The 15,840-nt window shown below is 45.1% G+C and carries 16 protein-coding genes, 1 pseudogene, 1 riboswitch and 1 other annotated feature; of the genes and pseudogenes, 8 read left to right on the forward strand and 9 right to left on the reverse strand.

All coding sequences use genetic code 11. The features are described from left to right. Nucleotides 1–306: 306 nt before the first annotated feature. The 3 genes from leuS to IRE19_RS16410 all read right to left on the reverse strand — a co-directional run bounded on the left by leuS (nt 307) and on the right by IRE19_RS16410 (nt 4,377). Nucleotides 307–2,718: a leucine--tRNA ligase gene (leuS, locus tag IRE19_RS16400; RefSeq protein ID WP_203341225.1), complete on the reverse strand. Its 2,412-nt coding sequence runs from the start codon at nt 2,716–2,718 to the stop codon at nt 307–309. Between the two features lie 43 nt (nt 2,719–2,761). After that, nucleotides 2,762–2,968: a binding site (T-box leader), on the reverse strand. A 44-nt stretch (nt 2,969–3,012) separates the two neighbouring features. Beyond that, complete coding sequence (locus tag IRE19_RS16405; RefSeq protein WP_203341226.1) at nt 3,013–3,666, reverse strand: 3-oxoacid CoA-transferase subunit B; 654 nt, start codon at nt 3,664–3,666, stop codon at nt 3,013–3,015. Between the two features lie 18 nt (nt 3,667–3,684). Beyond that, a complete protein-coding gene (locus IRE19_RS16410) occupies nt 3,685–4,377 on the reverse strand; it encodes a CoA transferase subunit A (protein WP_203341227.1) in 693 nt (230 codons plus the stop codon). A gap of 143 nt (nt 4,378–4,520) precedes the next feature. Between IRE19_RS16410 and mnmL the strand changes: the two genes are divergently transcribed. After that, nucleotides 4,521–5,507 carry a tRNA modification radical SAM protein MnmL/YtqA gene (mnmL, locus tag IRE19_RS16415; protein WP_203341253.1) on the forward strand — a complete coding sequence of 329 codons (987 nt, stop codon included), beginning with the start codon at nt 4,521–4,523 and terminating at the stop codon, nt 5,505–5,507. Further along, a complete protein-coding gene (mnmM, locus tag IRE19_RS16420) occupies nt 5,504–6,067 on the forward strand; it encodes a tRNA 5-(aminomethyl)-2-thiouridylate-methyltransferase MnmM (protein ID WP_203341228.1) in 564 nt (187 codons plus the stop codon). The genes mnmL and mnmM overlap by 4 nt, the downstream gene beginning before the upstream one ends. A gap of 71 nt (nt 6,068–6,138) precedes the next feature. Here mnmM and IRE19_RS16425 read toward each other — a convergent pair whose 3' ends face one another. From IRE19_RS16425 to sstT, 3 genes are all read right to left on the reverse strand, one after another. Then, the gene (locus tag IRE19_RS16425; protein WP_203341229.1) at nt 6,139–6,513 is read right to left on the reverse strand and encodes a hypothetical protein; all 375 of its coding nucleotides are present in this window, start codon (nt 6,511–6,513) and stop codon (nt 6,139–6,141) included. Then, nucleotides 6,510–6,944 carry a hypothetical protein gene (locus tag IRE19_RS16430; RefSeq protein ID WP_203341230.1) on the reverse strand — a complete coding sequence of 145 codons (435 nt, stop codon included), beginning with the start codon at nt 6,942–6,944 and terminating at the stop codon, nt 6,510–6,512. The genes IRE19_RS16425 and IRE19_RS16430 overlap by 4 nt, the downstream gene beginning before the upstream one ends. 372 nt (nt 6,945–7,316) lie before the next feature. Beyond that, nucleotides 7,317–8,588 carry a serine/threonine transporter SstT gene (gene sstT / locus IRE19_RS16435; RefSeq protein ID WP_203341231.1) on the reverse strand — a complete coding sequence of 424 codons (1,272 nt, stop codon included), beginning with the start codon at nt 8,586–8,588 and terminating at the stop codon, nt 7,317–7,319. 310 nt (nt 8,589–8,898) lie between these two features. Here sstT and IRE19_RS16440 point away from each other — a divergent pair, with 310 nt between their 5' ends. The 5 genes from IRE19_RS16440 to IRE19_RS16460 all read left to right on the forward strand — a co-directional run bounded on the left by IRE19_RS16440 (nt 8,899) and on the right by IRE19_RS16460 (nt 11,421). Continuing rightward, nucleotides 8,899–9,351, forward strand: coding sequence for a MarR family winged helix-turn-helix transcriptional regulator (locus IRE19_RS16440; RefSeq protein ID WP_203341232.1), 453 nt, complete (start codon nt 8,899–8,901; stop codon nt 9,349–9,351). Between the two features lie 28 nt (nt 9,352–9,379). Further along, nucleotides 9,380–9,898: a spermidine/spermine N(1)-acetyltransferase gene (gene paiA, locus IRE19_RS16445; protein WP_203341233.1), complete on the forward strand. Its 519-nt coding sequence runs from the start codon at nt 9,380–9,382 to the stop codon at nt 9,896–9,898. Between the two features lie 24 nt (nt 9,899–9,922). Next, a complete protein-coding gene (locus tag IRE19_RS16450) occupies nt 9,923–10,540 on the forward strand; it encodes an FMN-binding negative transcriptional regulator (RefSeq protein ID WP_203341234.1) in 618 nt (205 codons plus the stop codon). A 64-nt stretch (nt 10,541–10,604) separates the two neighbouring features. Then, nucleotides 10,605–10,702, forward strand: a riboswitch (guanidine-I (ykkC/yxkD leader). 63 nt (nt 10,703–10,765) lie between these two features. After that, complete coding sequence (locus IRE19_RS16455) at nt 10,766–11,107, forward strand: DMT family transporter (RefSeq protein ID WP_203341235.1); 342 nt, start codon at nt 10,766–10,768, stop codon at nt 11,105–11,107. Then, on the forward strand, nt 11,107–11,421 hold the full coding sequence (locus tag IRE19_RS16460; protein ID WP_203341236.1) for a DMT family transporter: 315 nt from the start codon (nt 11,107–11,109) through the stop codon (nt 11,419–11,421). The genes IRE19_RS16455 and IRE19_RS16460 overlap by 1 nt, the downstream gene beginning before the upstream one ends. A 133-nt stretch (nt 11,422–11,554) precedes the next feature. On the opposite strand, the gene IRE19_RS16465 is transcribed toward IRE19_RS16460, so the two are convergent. Next, nucleotides 11,555–12,535, reverse strand: coding sequence for a quinone oxidoreductase family protein (locus tag IRE19_RS16465; protein ID WP_238943280.1), 981 nt, complete (start codon nt 12,533–12,535; stop codon nt 11,555–11,557). Between the two features lie 278 nt (nt 12,536–12,813). On the opposite strand from IRE19_RS16465, the pseudogene IRE19_RS16470 reads away from it, so the two are divergent. Next, a pseudogene (locus tag IRE19_RS16470) lies at nt 12,814–13,848 on the forward strand (NAD(P)-dependent alcohol dehydrogenase). Nucleotides 13,849–13,936: 88 nt separating this feature from the next. Here the strand turns inward: IRE19_RS16470 and IRE19_RS16475 are convergent. Both IRE19_RS16475 and IRE19_RS16480 read right to left on the reverse strand, forming a co-directional pair. Next, the gene (locus tag IRE19_RS16475; protein ID WP_203341237.1) at nt 13,937–14,944 is read right to left on the reverse strand and encodes an LLM class flavin-dependent oxidoreductase; all 1,008 of its coding nucleotides are present in this window, start codon (nt 14,942–14,944) and stop codon (nt 13,937–13,939) included. 32 nt (nt 14,945–14,976) lie between these two features. Next, complete coding sequence (locus IRE19_RS16480; protein WP_203341238.1) at nt 14,977–15,783, reverse strand: alpha/beta hydrolase; 807 nt, start codon at nt 15,781–15,783, stop codon at nt 14,977–14,979. Between the last annotated feature and the right edge of the window lie 57 nt (nt 15,784–15,840).

A 15,840-nucleotide genomic window follows, 5' to 3' on the forward strand; every position in this document is an offset into this window, starting at 1 on the left:
TTGCACTGTGCCTATCCGAGAACTTCTATCTTTTCAAGTACCCGGAAGACTCCGCTTTTCTTCTGTCTAGACTCCGTCTCCCAGCCCCTCGGATCTTAAGTCTGCCTGGCTGTGCGGCAAAAAGCGCCGCTTCGCCAGTCCGCCTTAAGTCTTTCGGGGCTACCGGAAGACTCCGCTTTTCTTCTGTCCAGACTCCGTCTCCCAGCCCCTCGGATCTTAAGTCTGCCTGGCTGTGCGGCAAAAAGCGCCGCTTCGCCAGTCCGCCTTAAGTCTTTCGGGGCTACCGGAAGACTCCGCTTTTCTTCATTACCCTACTACGATGTTAACCAATTTCCCTGGAATGACGATAACTTTTCGTACTTGTTTGCCTTCGGCTGCTTTTTGGACATGTTCGTCCGCCAGTGCTGCCGTCTCCAGTTCTTCTTTTGTGCTGTCTTTGGCAATTGTCAACTTGGTTTTTACTTTGCCGTTGACTTGTACCACGACTTCAACTTCATCATCGACCATTTTCGACTCGTCGTAGTGCGGCCAATTTTCGTAAGCCACAGAACCCTCGTGCCCCAATTTCTCCCACAGTTCTTCTGCTACGTGAGGTGCAATCGGCGACAACAGTTTGACAAAGCCTTCCACGTACTCTTTTGGAATGGAATCCACTTTATAGCCTTCATTGACGAAGACCATCATTTGTGAAATCGCTGTGTTGAAACGCAGGCCTTCAAAGTCGTCTGTCACTTTTTTGACGGTCTGGTGATAAACCTTGTCCAGCTTGCCGTCGTTCGCATCGGTGACTTTAGCACTCAATTGCTCTTCGTTCATCAACAGACGCCATACGCGGTCCAGGAACCTGCGGGAACCATCCAAACCGTTCGTTGACCAGGCAATCGAAGCTTCTAGTGGACCCATGAACATTTCGTACATGCGCAATGTATCTGCACCATGGCTTTCGATAATCTGATCCGGATTGACGACATTGCCTTTTGATTTCGACATTTTCTCATTGCCTTCCCCAAGAATCATCCCTTGGTTGAACAGCTTCTGGAATGGCTCTTTCGTCGAGACCACACCGATGTCATAAAGTACTTTATGCCAGAAACGGGCATACAATAAATGAAGCACAGCGTGTTCAGCTCCACCGATATAAACATCAACCGGCAACCAGCGTTTCAGAAGTTCCGGATCTGCCAGCATTTCATCATTGGTCGGATCGATAAAGCGCAAGTAATACCAGCAGCTGCCCGCCCATTGTGGCATCGTATTTGTTTCACGGCGCCCTTTCATGCCAGTTTCAGGATGAACGACATTGACCCATTCATCGATATTGGCAAGAGGTGATTCGCCAGTGCCGCTCGGCTTGATATCTGTTGTTACCGGAAGCATCAATGGCAAGTCTTTTTCTTCAACCGGTGTCATTGTGCCATCTTCCCAGTGGATGATCGGAATCGGCTCGCCCCAATAACGCTGTCTGCTGAATAGCCAATCACGCAGACGGTAAGTGATTTTCTTTTCACCGACTTGTTTTTCGACCAACCAGTTGATGGCTTTTTCAATTGCTTCTTTTTTATTAAGGCCATTCAAGAAATCAGAATTGATCAATTCACCGTCGCCGGCATACGCTTCTTCATCGATGTTACCGCCTGAAACGACTTCCACAATCGGCAAATCGAATTGCTTAGCAAATTCATAATCGCGCTCATCATGAGCAGGTACCGCCATAATAGCGCCTGTCCCATAAGTCGCCAATACATAATCGGCAATCCAGATCGGCATTTTTTCGCCGCTGACCGGATTGGTTGCATAAGCACCCGTGAAGACGCCTGATTTATCTTTAGCCAAATCGGTGCGCTCCAAGTCACTTTTCGTCTTGACGTCATCGATGTATTTTTCGACAGCCTGTTGTTGGCCGGCAGTTGTAATGGCTGCCACCAATTTATGTTCAGGAGCCAGTACCGCATAAGTCGCGCCGAAAATCGTATCCGGGCGTGTTGTGAAAGCACGGAAAGAATGTTCGGTGTCTGCCACCTGGAATTCCAGTTCCGCCCCTTCAGATTTGCCGATCCAGTTGCGCTGCATATCTTTCAGGCTTTCAGGCCAGTCCAAATCATCCAGATCTTCAAGCAAACGATCTGCATATTCCGTAATGCGCAACACCCATTGGCGCATCGGACGGCGTTCGACGGGATGGCCGCCACGCTCTGATTTGCCGTCGATAACTTCTTCGTTGGCCAAAACCGTGCCAAGTGCCGGGCACCAGTTAACTGCCACTTCGTCTACATAAGCAAGGCCTTTATTATACAATTGGATGAAAATCCATTGTGTCCATTTATAGTAGGAAGGATCCGTCGTATTGATTTCACGGTCCCAATCATAGGAAAATCCAAGTTCCTGAATCTGGCGCTTGAAAGTTGCGATGTTTTTCGCTGTGAATTCGGCCGGATCGTTGCCAGTATCGAGTGCATACTGTTCTGCTGGAAGACCGAATGCATCCCATCCCATAGGATGAAGAACGTTATAGCCCTGCATGCGTTTGACGCGGCTCAAAATATCCGTCGCCGTGTACCCCTCTGGATGGCCAACATGAAGTCCAGCACCTGATGGATATGGGAACATATCCAATGCGTAAAATTTCGGTTTCGATGGGTCATCCACCATCTTGAATGTTTTGTTGTCTTGCCAATATTTCTGCCATTTCTTTTCTACTATCTTATGCTTGAATGTCATTTTCCTGTTCCTCCTCAAAAATAAAAACTCCCGTCCCTTATAAATAAGGGACGGGAGTTTTCCCGCGGTACCACCCAAATTAGCGAACGCTCGCTCAACTTGACTCCTTAACGCGGAAAACGGTGTATCTTACTTGGTTTCACATACACTGACTCCAAGGTGAGTTCGATTGCGCATTTCACCGGCTTGCACCACCCGCCGGCTCTCTGTGGAAAACACACAATGTACTGGTCCTCTTCGCTGTCATTGGCTATTGTCTTCATTTTAGACGAACGGCCGTTTTTTGGCAATAGCCTATGAGACTTTAACGTTATCGGTGTTCAGCGGTGCATCTGTAGAGTCGATGATATCCTGGACCGAAAAGCCCTCAAATACCTCAGACAGGACCAGTCCAGCGTCCGTCACTTCGATAACTGCACGTTCTGTAATGATTTTGTCGACCACGGCTTTGCCAGTCAACGGCAAATCGCATTGCTTTTTGATTTTGGCAGAGCCATCTTTTGACACGTGGTCCATGATGACGATGACTTTTTTGGCGCCATGGACAAGATCCATTGCACCGCCCATGCCTTTGATCATTTTGCCGGGAATCATCCAGTTGGCCAAGTCGCCGTTCTCAGCTACTTCCATGCCGCCGAGAATCGCCACATCAATATGTCCGCCACGGATCATCGCAAAGGATTCCGCACTTGTAAAGAATGCGGATCCAGGTATTGTGGTCACTGTTTCTTTTCCGGCGTTGATCAAATCAGGGTCGACCTGATCTTCGGTCGGATAAGGTCCGATCCCCAGAAGTCCGTTTTCAGACTGAAGCACCACGCTTTTATTTTGGGAAATGAAATTGGCCACCAACGTGGGCATACCGATTCCCAGGTTGACGTAATCACCGTCTTTAATTTCTTTTTCGGCCCGTTTTGCAATTCGTTCTCTGACTGCTTGTTTATCCACGTTTTTCCCCACCCTTCCCTAAACAGTGCGTGTTGTTAAGCGCTCAATGCGTTTTTCCTGGTCCGCCTGCAGCAAACCTTGGACATAGATGCTCGGGGTTTGCACATGGTTCGGATCAATTTCTCCGATTTCCACGATTTCTTCGACTTCTGCGATGGTTATTTTCCCAGCGGCTGCAGCGAGCGGGTTAAAGTTCTGTGCTGTCTTGTTGTACACCAGGTTCCCCATTTTATCGGCACGGTGAGCCCGAACCAATGAAAAGTCAGCCCTCAAAGCATGTTCGAGCACATATTCCTTACCGCCAAACTCGCGGATTTCCTTGCCGTCCGCAACCGTTGTCCCGACGCCAGCCGGTGTAAAGAATGCGGGAATGCCTGCTCCGCCTGCCCTCATTTTCTCAGCAAGCGTTCCTTGCGGCGTTAACTCCACTTCAATTTCACCAGACAATACTTGCCGCTCGAATTCTTTGTTTTCCCCTACATACGAACCGATCATTTTTTTGATCTGCTTGTTTTTCAATAATAATCCAAGACCCCACTCATCCACTCCGCAATTATTGGAAATGACGGTCAGATCAGTTACCCCTTTATCAACAAGAGCCAGTATGAGCTGTTCAGGTATTCCCACTAAGCCAAAGCCGCCTACCATAATTGTGGCTCCGTCCTGAATCTGTTCAATGGCTTCTTTCGCAGAACTGTAAATCGGTTTCATCCCATCGTGCCCCCTTTGCCAATAAACTGAATATTATTAATTAAAACGCTTTCATTCTAATTTAAACAAACTATTGCTGGAAACGCAATATGAACAAAATTAGCCAACCTCCTTTGCTGGTGATTGTTTGCCATTTCCAAGGCATGCTACAATATCAGGTAGAGGAGTTGTTTGGAGTGAACACAGAATTTCCTTTTTCATCTGATGGAAAACGCTACTATACATGGAACCGCCACCTGCGCGACCATTTTGGCTTTAAAGTTATGAAAATCGCCTTGGATGCGGGCTTTGATTGTCCCAACCGTGACGGCACAGTGGCCCATGGCGGCTGCACATTCTGCAGTGTTGCAGGATCCGGTGATTTCGCGGGTGACCGTGTAGATCCCATCCCTGTACAGTTCGACAAAATCAAAACAAAAATGCACCGCAAATGGAAAGATGCCAAATACATGGCTTATTTTCAAGCCTATACCAATACCCACGCTCCTTTGCCCGTCATCAAAGAAAAATTTGAAGCAGCACTGGAACAGGACAATGTCATCGGCTTAAGCATCGCAACACGTCCCGACTGCCTGCCGGACGATGTGGTCGATTACTTGGCTGAGCTGAACGAACGGACTTACTTGTGGGTGGAACTCGGGCTTCAGACCGTACACGAACGGACAGCCTTATTAGTCAACCGTGCACATGATTTCGAGGCTTATGTGGAAGGGGTCACGAAACTGCGCGAACGAGGCATTCGCGTTTGCACCCATATCATCAATGGCTTGCCACTGGAAGACCGCGATATGATGATGGAGACTGCCCGTGAAGTTGCCAAGCTTGATGTACAAGGCATCAAAATTCACTTACTTCATTTATTGAAAGGGACACCGATGGTAAAACAATACGAAAAAGGCATGGTAGAGTTTTTGGAAAAACAGGAATACATCAATTTGGTCGCAGATCAGTTGGAAGTGCTGCCGCCTGAAATGGTTGTTCAGCGAATCACTGGTGACGGCCCCATCGACTTGATGATTGGGCCGATGTGGAGCGCCAATAAATGGGAAGTCCTGAATGGCATTGATGCAGAGCTGGAGCGGCGCGCAAGCTGGCAAGGGAAATTGGCCGAGGGAAGTGTAGCATTATGACATTGCAACGGGTGTTGCCCTATACAAAATTCTTGCTTGAAGAAGCTGTCTCGCCTGGAGACTGTGTCATAGACGGCACGGCAGGCAATGGGCATGATACTCTTTTCCTTGCCGAGCTTACCGGACCCTCTGGAAAAGTCTTTGCGTTTGATATCCAACAAGACGCAATTAAAGCGACAAGCGAGAAAGTTCAAGGCTTCCAGCATGTAGAGCTTATTCATGACAGCCATGCAAAAATCCAAGAGTATGTTAAAGAACCCGTGTCCGCAGCAATTTTCAACTTAGGGTATTTGCCGAAAGGCGACCACAGGATCATCACGAAAGCCCAAAGCACATTGACTGCCCTCCAGCAATGTTTGGATTTGCTGCAGGCAAACGGTGTATTACTGGTTGTTGTATACAGTGGGCACGAAGGCGGCAGCGAAGAACGCGATGCCGTGATGGAATTTGTTTCAGCATTGCCGCAAAAGTCTTTCGACGTGTTGAAATATGAATTCGTCAACCAGAAGCATTCTCCTCCTTTCCTATTGGCGGTCGAGAAAAAGAAGCATAAAAATTAGAAGATGCCGAAAAGGACATTTGTTCTTTTCGGCATCTTCTAGTTTAACGTCGAATTCTCTTCTAACTGTGTTCAAAAACTATTTTCATAATTGGTCAATTCAGAGGCCGCCAATCTGGCATAGGCCTCAGATTCTATTGCGGCTTCCACCGATTCATTCACCAATGCAACCCACGATTGTTTCGTCTCCAGTGCTTCCAGGAATGCGGAGGCTGCTTCCATCCGATAAATTATTGCTCCTTCAAGGTATAATTTATAGTCATGCAAATGCTGAGCATATTCTGTGGAATTTTTAAATTCCATATAGCTGAGTTGATTCAATAAGGTTTCAAACTTCCGTTGGATGCTGGTCAGGTGTTCAGATAAAACTCCCTCCTCAAAATCTTCGGATCCTGCAAGGATTTTTTCCCAATGTTTTTGCCAGATTGTATTGAATTTCTCGTTCACATCATTGATTTCCAACCACGTATAATCGTTTGAATAATCTTTTTTTCCAAAACCGCATGAGTCATATGCGGTTCTTTAAAGTCATCCGACGGTACACGGATTTCAGCAGCTTCTTTCACTTCCAGAAGGACCATCTCCCACTGCTCTTCCTGTAAACGCATTAAAAAATACCGATAAACTTCAGCATCTGAAACTTCTGTAGTTTGCAATCCAATCTCCATCCCACTGACAGCATCTTCTTCTACCGGCCCTATTTCTTGAGTAATCTCCTGCTCATCCCTTCCCTTCTCCTTCTCCTGCTCCTTTTTTTCTACCGCAGAAGGAAAAGACGAAGTCTGTTCGTCAGCTTCAATACAGCCGCTCAAAAGGAGAGATACCATCAAAAAATTACCCGCCAAAAAGACAGGGCCGTCATGGCTTCGTCTGATCATGAAACAAACCTTCCTCCATAGGTTGTTATTAATACTGTTCCACAGACTGATCAGCGCAAAATAATTCAAGGGCTAAAGGAGTTGCTACATCTGTTCTCTGGTTTAGCTTACTCAGTATGTATAATTTTCTTATTATAAATATCATTTTTTTGACAAATTAATACACATTACATTAATACCATCTTTTCCCTGTTTTCAAACCTTGGTGATAAAGTTTCTTAGATCTGCCGCTAAAACAAAATAGTAAGCTGCATGATTCCGAAAAACGGGATCAAACAGCTTACTATTTTTTAATCGGCTTGTTCCATCTTATTGGTTCAATTAAATTTTATGCGACAACTTATGCTCACTTGATTCGAAAAATCAATTAACTCAGTTCTTCACTAGATCTTCAGAAGTTTTTTTGATAGCAAAAGCTTCTTTGAAGTTTACTTTCTCTCCTTCTTTTAGAAGCTTCTTGTATTCAGCTGTTGCTGTAAAAAGAACATCCGTTGAAGAGTTAAGCGATGTTTCAAAAGAATCTTGCAATACACCAATGACAAACCCAACGCCAACTACTTGCATCGCTACATCTGCAGGGATTCCAAACAAGCCGCAAGCCAAAGGAATAAGCAATAGGGAACCGCCAGCCACACCAGAAGCACCACATGCACATACAGCTGCTAAGACGCTAAGAATAATCGCAGTTGGAATATCGACTTGTATGCCAAGCGTATGGACTGCAGCAAGTGTTAATACAGAAATTGTAACAGCTGCACCGGCCATATTAACCGTTGCTCCTAAAGGAATTGAAACAGAATATGTGTCTTTATCCAACCCCAGCTTTTCACATAAAGTCATATTTACTGGAATATTCGCTGCAGAACTACGTGTAAAGAATGCCGTAATACCACTTTCTCGTAAACATTTAAATACAAGTGGATATGGGTTCTGGCGTATGTTTATAAATACGATTAGCGGATTAACTACAAGAGCCACAAACAGCATACAGCCGATTAACAGTGCAAGGAGCTTTCCATAGCTCAGCAATGACTCAAGTCCATTTGTCGTAATCGACTCAATCACTAAGCCCATGATACCGAGTGGCGCTAACTTGATTATCCAGCCAACCATCTTGATGATTGCATCAGAAAAATTGGTAATAAGTAATTTCGTAGAATCTGGTGCTGTTCTCAATGCGACTCCAAGAACAATCGCCCAAGCTAAAATGCCGATGTAGTTTGCATTGTATAGGGCACTGACTGGATTATCGACGACATTCAACAATAAATTTTTAATTACTTCAATTGCATTCCCCGGAGCTGCTAAATCTTCTGCTCCCTGAGTAAGTGCAATACTTACAGGAAAAATGAAACTGGCAATCACAGCTATCAATCCTGCAAAAAACGTACCTAACAGGTAAAGGAAGATGATAGATTTCATATTTGTCTGTTGGCCACTTCTATGCTGAGCGATTGACGCCATGACAAGAAACAATACCAGTATAGGAGCAACTGCTTTTAATGCGCCTACAAATAGCGTGCCAAAAATAGTTAAAGATTTGGCTGCGTCAGGAATCAAAACAGCTAAAACCACTCCAAAAATCAATCCAATTAATATTTGTTTTACTAAGCTTATCTGATTCCACATTTTGAACACTTTCATACATTATTCCCCCTGTTAATTTCCATTAAAACTGCAACATAACCCATCCTTGCGATTCACCTTGTGTAGTACGCAACCCCCTATATTACTGCAAACTATTCAAGCTAATCCTATTCTATACAAAGTAAAGCATGAATTAAACAAATTTTTTATAAAATCAATAATTTGTACAATAATATTTAGCAATTTGTCTGCCGTCATTTTCTATCAGGAAAGACAAAAGCTATCTTTTTGTTGCAAATACAACTATAAACTGCTATATTCAATTTCAAATACTTGCCAAACTGCTATTCAAATGAGGAGATTTTTTATGAAAGAAATTCTACGTGAAATTGGCATGATCGCCAGAGCCTTGGACTCCATAAGCAATATTGAATTTAAAGAGTTCGATTTGACCAAAGGACAGTATTTGTATGTTATACGCATTTGCGAACATCCAGGAATCATTCAAGCACAATTATTGGAGATGATCAAAGTCGATAAATCAACTGCAGCCCGTGCACTTCAAAAACTTGAAAAAAATGGATTTATCGAAAAGAAAGACAATCCGGCTAACAAAAAAAATAAAAATCTCTTTCCAACAGATAAAGCGCGAGCCGTCTACCCATTCATCAGAAAGGAAAACGATTATTCCGATCAAGTTGCATTGTCCGGTTTCTCTGAAGAAGAAGCAGAAACTGCTTTCGGTCTTCTGCAGCGCATCCGGAAAAATGTCGAAAAGGATTGGGAATCTGTAAAAAAAGGCAATAAGCGAAACTATTGACCACACTTAGAGGAGTGATGATCCATATATGGCTACAATGTTAACAGCGTGTACACTTAACGAGATACACGAACTTCAAGCTATCAGCACTATTACATTCACTGAAACATTCAAGGACCAGAATTCACCTGAACATCTCCAGGCTTATTTAGACAAAGCTTATGACTTGGACAAACTGGAAAAAGAATTAACCACCCCATCCTCCCACTTCTACTTTATGTATGTTGACCAACAAGTGGCAGGATACCTGAAACTCAATACGGATGCTGCACAGACAGAACCGATGGGGTCTGACTCATTGGAAGTCGAGCGGATTTATATTAAGAAAGCCTTTCAAAGACATGGGTTGGGGAAACAGCTATTGAACAAAGCCTTCGAAATGGCAGCTGAACAAGGCAAAAAAAGGATCTGGCTCGGTGTTTGGGAAGAAAATGCAAACGCCATTGCGTTTTACCGAAAAAAAGGGTTTGTGCAAACAGGATCCCATTCTTTCTATATGGGCGATGACGAACAAGTAGATTTGATCATGGTTAAAACACTCCAATAATTCTTGTCAGAAAGGCGGAACCCTATGTATATTCCCAAATTCTTTAAAGTAAATGATTACGAGGAAATCTGTGGATTTGTTCACCAAAATTCTTTTGGAACGCTTGTTACCACAAAAAAAGGCAAGCCCATTGCGACACATCTGCCTTTACAGTTCATAAAAGAAGAGGAAGGATACTGTATTACCGGACATATGGCTTATGGCAATCCCCAGTGGCGGACATTCGAAACAGTTGAAGATGTATTGGTCATGTTTCAAGGACCGCACGCTTACATATCGTCTTCCTGGTATGAACAGGAAAATGTCCCGACCTGGAATTATCAGGCTGTCCACATTTATGGAACTGCGCAAATCTTAACTGAAGAAGAGTTGAAACAGGATCTGGCTCGTTTAATGGAAAAGTACGAAAGCCACCGTGCCAATCCAGTTCTTTGGGATACCCTTTCCCGTGAGTTATTGGAAAGAGAATTGAAAGGCATAGTTGGTTTCAAGATTCCGGTGAGAGAAGTTCAAGCAGCCTATAAAATGAGCCAGAACCGAAATAAAACAGATTACATAAACATCATTAGCCGCCTGCAGGAAGAAAAAGATCCGAATGCACAAAAAATAGCTGATAAGATGAGTGAAAGACAAATTGATTAATTATAAGCCCCCATTAATTGAAGGATTGCGCTAAAGCATGTAAAATACGAATTAATCGCATAATTGAAATGTTTTCTAGGGTTCCGCAGCAAACAAGCTGGTCTGGTCCGAGAGAAAACTCACAGCTCTGCTGTGTCACGGAAGGACAAAAGCCTGGGAGAAACTGTTTTTACAGTTCTCTCGGGCTTTTTTTATTTCTATAACTCAACGAAGGAGGAAGATAGAATGAATTCAAATTGGTTAAAAGTTATACTAGCTGCATTTTTTGAAGTGGTATGGGTTATCGGATTAAAACACGCAGACGGCTTTTGGGATTGGACAGTTACGGTCATCGCGATTGTCATCAGTTTTACTGTCATGATCATGGCAGGAAGAGAGTTGCCGGTTGGAACCGTCTATGCAGTCTTTGTCGGTTTAGGAACAGCGGTAACGGTGCTTTCCGAAATCATTCTATTCAATGAACCGTTTAGTGCTCCAAAACTATTATTGGTCGGCGTTTTGTTGGCAGGCGTCATCGGGCTGAAACTCGTCACTCAAGATCCTGTTTCAGAAGGAGGAGAATCATAATGGCCTGGACAGCATTGGTTTTAGCGGGGATATTCGAAATGTTAGGTGTTGCGATGATCAACAAGCTGCACCAGGACCGCAATTGGCAATCTCTGGCACTATTGATTGCCGGGTTCGGGGCAAGCTTTGTGTTTTTGGCTTATGCCATGGAAACACTGGCTATGGGCACTGCATACGCCATTTGGACCGGAATCGGCGCTTCAGGCGGAGCTATACTTGGCATGCTTTTCTATAATGAATCCACGGATTGGAAGCGAATTTTCTTTATTGCGATGGTTTTAGGGGCGGCAGTAGGCTTGAAATTGGTTTCTTGAAATTAATCCCCGGCAACTTAATTAAATAGACAGGAAATTGAAAAGCGAAGAAACTAAAACTACGTTTCTTCGCTTTTTTATGCTGCATGTACAAGCTTTCTCCTTTGCCTGGAAAGCGTTTCAAGAGTTTGTTTCACTTTATTTCCAATACCAGTTTTCCTAAATAATGTTGCTGTAAAGCCACGTGAGCAGCAGAAGCTTGTTCTAAAGGAAAAACTTTGTCCACATGCGCTTTTACATTTCCATTCTTCACATAATGAACAAGTCTGCTGATTATATCCGCATCGGGTTCTCCATTATAGGCAACCGCCTTAAGATTTTCACTTGTTGGCAACGGAAAGACCCCGTTCGGATACGCTACCCGGCCATCTTTTTTCATGGATTGCATGACCGTTTTCGTCACTTCTCCTCCCGCAGTCAATAAAGCGGCATCAAATCCTTCGGGTTCTGCTGCTTTTGCCGCAGCCAATAAGTCCTCTGCATAGCCATCGGCGACATTCTCTACGCCCAGGTTGCGGACCATACCGACTCCGTCTGCTCCGGAGGCAATGGCAAAAACCCGGGCACCGATTTTTCGGGCGAGTTGGACCGCTATATAGCCGACTCCTCCACTGGCACCTAAAATAACGACGGAATCACCTTTTTGCAGCTGAAGCACATCTTCCAACCCGCGCAATGCCGTTATCCCCACTCCTAAAATCCCGCCCGCTTCTTGCGCATTTAGAGACGCTGGAACAAGCGTTACATATTTCCGGTCGACTGTTGCATACTCTGCATAGAAGCCGCCTTTCGGATTCAGAAAACCTGCGGCCATCACCTTATCCCCTATTTCAAATTCATTTACATTTTCGCCTTTTGAAATAATGGTTCCAGAACCTTCAGAGCCCAGCACATAAGGAAACTCCACTTCCATATTCAGCATCTCCGCATAACCGCCTTGCCTTTCAAAAAGATCCCATTGCCCGATTCCTGCAAATTCTACTTTTATTAATACCTCATCCTCGCCAACATCCGGTACCGGGATAAACTCTGTCGCCAACTGGTGTTCATTTCCGAACGCATGCAATACAGCAGCTTTCATGAAACCAGCAGGAGCAATTGAATTGCTGTCCATCTTACTTCCTCCTTTCATGTGTTTAATGCTTAATTCGAGTTAAGCACATCAGGATCGCTATTTCCAACAAGGCAAATTGAAGCTATACACTTAGTAATTGGCAATGATAAATTCTAGTTTTTCTGGCTGCCGTAAGTCCTTATTCACTTTGATTGTCATGTCTAAATAAAAACTGAACGGGTAGTAGGATAAGGACATCAATTTAAAGGAGGAGGATTGGAATGAAAATCCAAGCAGCTGTTACACATGGTTTAGGAGAAGATTTTAAATTTGAATAAGTGGAATTGGGCGAGCCGAAGATGAATGAAGTATTGGTCAAAATCGTCGCATCGGGAGTTTGCCACACAGACGCCGTGGCACGGGATTTAGGATTATCCCCATTTCCTGCTGTTCTTGGGCATGAAGGCTCGGGAGTTGTTGAAAAAGTAGGTGCTGCAGTGACAACGATTCAGGCTGGCGACCATGTGGTGCTGTCTTTCGCTTATTGTGGCCGCTGTGAAAATTGCCTGACTGGACACCCGACAGTGTGCCTGAACTTCAATGAGTTGAATTTTGGCGGCAAAATGCAGGACGGCACAAATCGGATCCATCACCACGACGACGCCGTGTCGACGTTTTTCGGCCAATCGTCTTTTGGAACTTTTGCGGTTGCTCATGAACGCAATGTCGTCAAAGTTGATCCAGGAGTCGATTTGGCGCTCCTCGGCCCACTCGGCTGTGGCATTCAGACTGGCGCTGGCACAGTATTGAACCGGTTCAAGCCTGAGTTCGGTTCTTCCATCGCCATATACGGCAGTGGTGCCGTTGGATTGAGTGCTGTCATGGCGGCAAAAATCGCCGGCTGCCTTAACATCATTGCGGTTGATATCCACGACAACCGCCTGGCGCTGGCCAAAGAACTTGGTGCGACACATACCTTAAATGGACAAAATGTCGATGTTGTAAAAGAAATCAAAAAAATCACCAATGGCGGTACTCATTATGCCGTTGAAACAACAGGAGTGCCGCCTGTCGTTAAACAAGCCATCCATGCCCTCCGGCCACTCGGTTCATGCGCCGTCGTCGGCGTGACACCTGAAATCACCTTCGATGTCCACAATGACATCATGGCAGAAGGCAAAACGGTAATGGGTGTGATTGAAGGCGACTCCATTCCGCAAGTGTTCATTCCCTAATTGGTGGACTATTATAAACGAGGTCTGTTCCCGTTCGATAAACTGATTAAAGTGTATGGTTTCGAACAAATCAACGAAGCATTCGAAGACTCCAAAAAAGGAATCACGATCAAGTCGATTGTACGAATCGATCAATAGTTCATTCTTTTGCATAAAAGATTGAACAGATTGTTGAGCAGCATTTCTTAAAAAGTTGTTTTGTCAAAAAACGCCGATAGGAAATCTCCTATCGGCGTTTCTGCATTTCTTCCGCAATCAATCGGAAGGTTTTAAGTTTGTCATTAAAGTCGTAAGCCGAGGAAACCAGCATCACTTCATCTGCTCCATATTCGGATGCCATAATTTCCAGTTTGTCCACTACCTGCTCCGGTGTACCGACGACCATTCGGCGGCGGTTTTCAGCGACCAATAACTTTTCAAATTTGGAATAGGGATATGCCCTAGCATTTTCAGGAGGCGGCGTACCTTTTGAAGGCATTCCCTGCGCCCCCATGCACAAGGACAGATCCATCGAAGAAGCCACCCACTCCGCTTGTTCAGCCGTTTCCTGGCAGACGACGAATATCGCGAAGCCTACACGGGGTTCGCTTTCTTTATGAGACTTAAACTGTTTCCGGTATTCTTTGGCAAACTCCTGTCCGCCTTCGCCATTGATGAAATGAGCGAACATATAAGGCAATCCTTTTTCCGCTGCCAGCTGTGCCGAGTTTTCACTTGATCCCAATATCCAGATCGGCGGGCTATGCTTCGTCACCGGTGTCGCTTTCATGCCGTAATACGGATGTTCTTGGGGAATCGAATCCGTCAAGTACATGCGCAGCTCATCGATTTGTTTAGGAAATTGGCTGGTGTCACGTTTTTTGCCTTCGTTCAATGCATACGAAGCACGCGGCATGCCTCCAGGGGCACGGCCGACTCCGGCATCGATTCTGTCTGGATACAACGCTTCCAGGAGCTTAAAGTTTTCAGCAATTTTAAAAGGGGCATAATGCGGCAGCATGACACCCCCCGATCCCAACCGAATAGTGTTGGTCACCGCTCCGAGATGGGCGATCAGCACTTCTGGCGAAGAGCCGGCCAGGGTCGTCGCATCGTGATGCTCAGACACCCAAAAGCGGGTATACCCCCATTGCTCAGCTTTTTGTGCAAGAACCGCCGTCTGTTTCAAGGCTTCCTGCGGTGAACTGCCTTCTGAAATCGGGGATTGGTCCAGTATGCTATAGCTTAATGCCATTGTAATCTCTCCTCTGCGCCATTTATTCTCGTTCACTCTTCAACCAAGTAACCGACCGACCGCAGCACTGTATAGATAAATGCTTGCGCCACCTGAAAAACTTCTTCTTTCTCCGGTTCCTGAAAAATGTCGTGATAGCAGAATTTCCATTCCTTATAACTAAACTCGGTAAGCTGCTGCTTCAGCAGCCATTGCCGGGACGCATCTTTTTCCGTAATCATATCCCGCTCAGCTGTATGCAGATACGTCGGTATACGAGGATACCGTTCGACCGCAGCTGCGGTTTCTTTCATATAGTTCTGCAACTCTTTATACCACCCGGAAGTAATGACAGAATGATACAAGTTGTTTTCGGTCTCCTGGTCTAAAGAAAATTGGTCTCTCGTCAAATGGCGGAGTTCAATGCCATGATCCATTTTCCTGCGGCCAGTCAACTGCGAAACTCCTGGAAATGCATTAGGTGCTTTCGGAGGCAATTTTTTTAACTGCAGCCACGGAGACGTGAAAATAGCGCCAGCCACATTGAACTTGCGGTCTGCCAGCACATTCATCGCTATGGTTGCGCCCAGTCCATGCGCTATGACAAATACCGGCAAATCATTTTCCGATGACAGTTTCAGCATTTCACTTACTGCCTGCTCATAGTCAGCGAACGATTCCCGGTGTACGTGATCGGCACCAGCATTCCTGCCATGGCCCGGCAAATCTCCTGTATAAACATGGAATCCAGCTGATCGCCATTTCTCGATTTGCCATGCATAACGCAAATGCTGCTCATACGCACTATGGATCAATACCACTACCGCTTTTGCTGTGCCTTCCGACTGCCATTTCCACATATTCCGACTTCCTTTCTCCGCCAATAATTCTTACTGCTGTATTTCCTATTTGACGTT

The organism is Planococcus beijingensis (assembly GCF_016820615.1).
Taxonomy (GTDB): Bacteria; Bacillota; Bacilli; order Bacillales_A; family Planococcaceae; genus Planococcus; species Planococcus notacanthi.

Bases quoted from the DNA above. Each gene is read 5' to 3' on its own strand.
- leuS (WP_203341225.1), bottom strand. From the start codon at position 2,718: ATGACATTCAAGCATAAGATAGTAGAAAAGAAATGGCAGAAATATTGG.
- IRE19_RS16410 (WP_203341227.1), bottom strand. From the start codon at position 4,377: ATGAAACCGATTTACAGTTCTGCGAAAGAAGCCATTGAACAGATTCAG.
- mnmL (WP_203341253.1), top strand. From the start codon at position 4,521: ATGCTACAATATCAGGTAGAGGAGTTGTTTGGAGTGAACACAGAATTT.
- mnmM (WP_203341228.1), top strand. From the start codon at position 5,504: ATGACATTGCAACGGGTGTTGCCCTATACAAAATTCTTGCTTGAAGAA.
- IRE19_RS16430 (WP_203341230.1), bottom strand. From the start codon at position 6,944: ATGATCAGACGAAGCCATGACGGCCCTGTCTTTTTGGCGGGTAATTTT.
- sstT (WP_203341231.1), bottom strand. From the start codon at position 8,588: ATGAAAGTGTTCAAAATGTGGAATCAGATAAGCTTAGTAAAACAAATA.
- IRE19_RS16440 (WP_203341232.1), top strand. From the start codon at position 8,899: ATGAAAGAAATTCTACGTGAAATTGGCATGATCGCCAGAGCCTTGGAC.
- paiA (WP_203341233.1), top strand. From the start codon at position 9,380: ATGGCTACAATGTTAACAGCGTGTACACTTAACGAGATACACGAACTT.
- IRE19_RS16450 (WP_203341234.1), top strand. From the start codon at position 9,923: ATGTATATTCCCAAATTCTTTAAAGTAAATGATTACGAGGAAATCTGT.
- IRE19_RS16455 (WP_203341235.1), top strand. From the start codon at position 10,766: ATGAATTCAAATTGGTTAAAAGTTATACTAGCTGCATTTTTTGAAGTG.
- IRE19_RS16460 (WP_203341236.1), top strand. From the start codon at position 11,107: ATGGCCTGGACAGCATTGGTTTTAGCGGGGATATTCGAAATGTTAGGT.
- IRE19_RS16465 (WP_238943280.1), bottom strand. From the start codon at position 12,535: ATGGACAGCAATTCAATTGCTCCTGCTGGTTTCATGAAAGCTGCTGTA.
- IRE19_RS16475 (WP_203341237.1), bottom strand. From the start codon at position 14,944: ATGGCATTAAGCTATAGCATACTGGACCAATCCCCGATTTCAGAAGGC.
- IRE19_RS16480 (WP_203341238.1), bottom strand. From the start codon at position 15,783: ATGTGGAAATGGCAGTCGGAAGGCACAGCAAAAGCGGTAGTGGTATTG.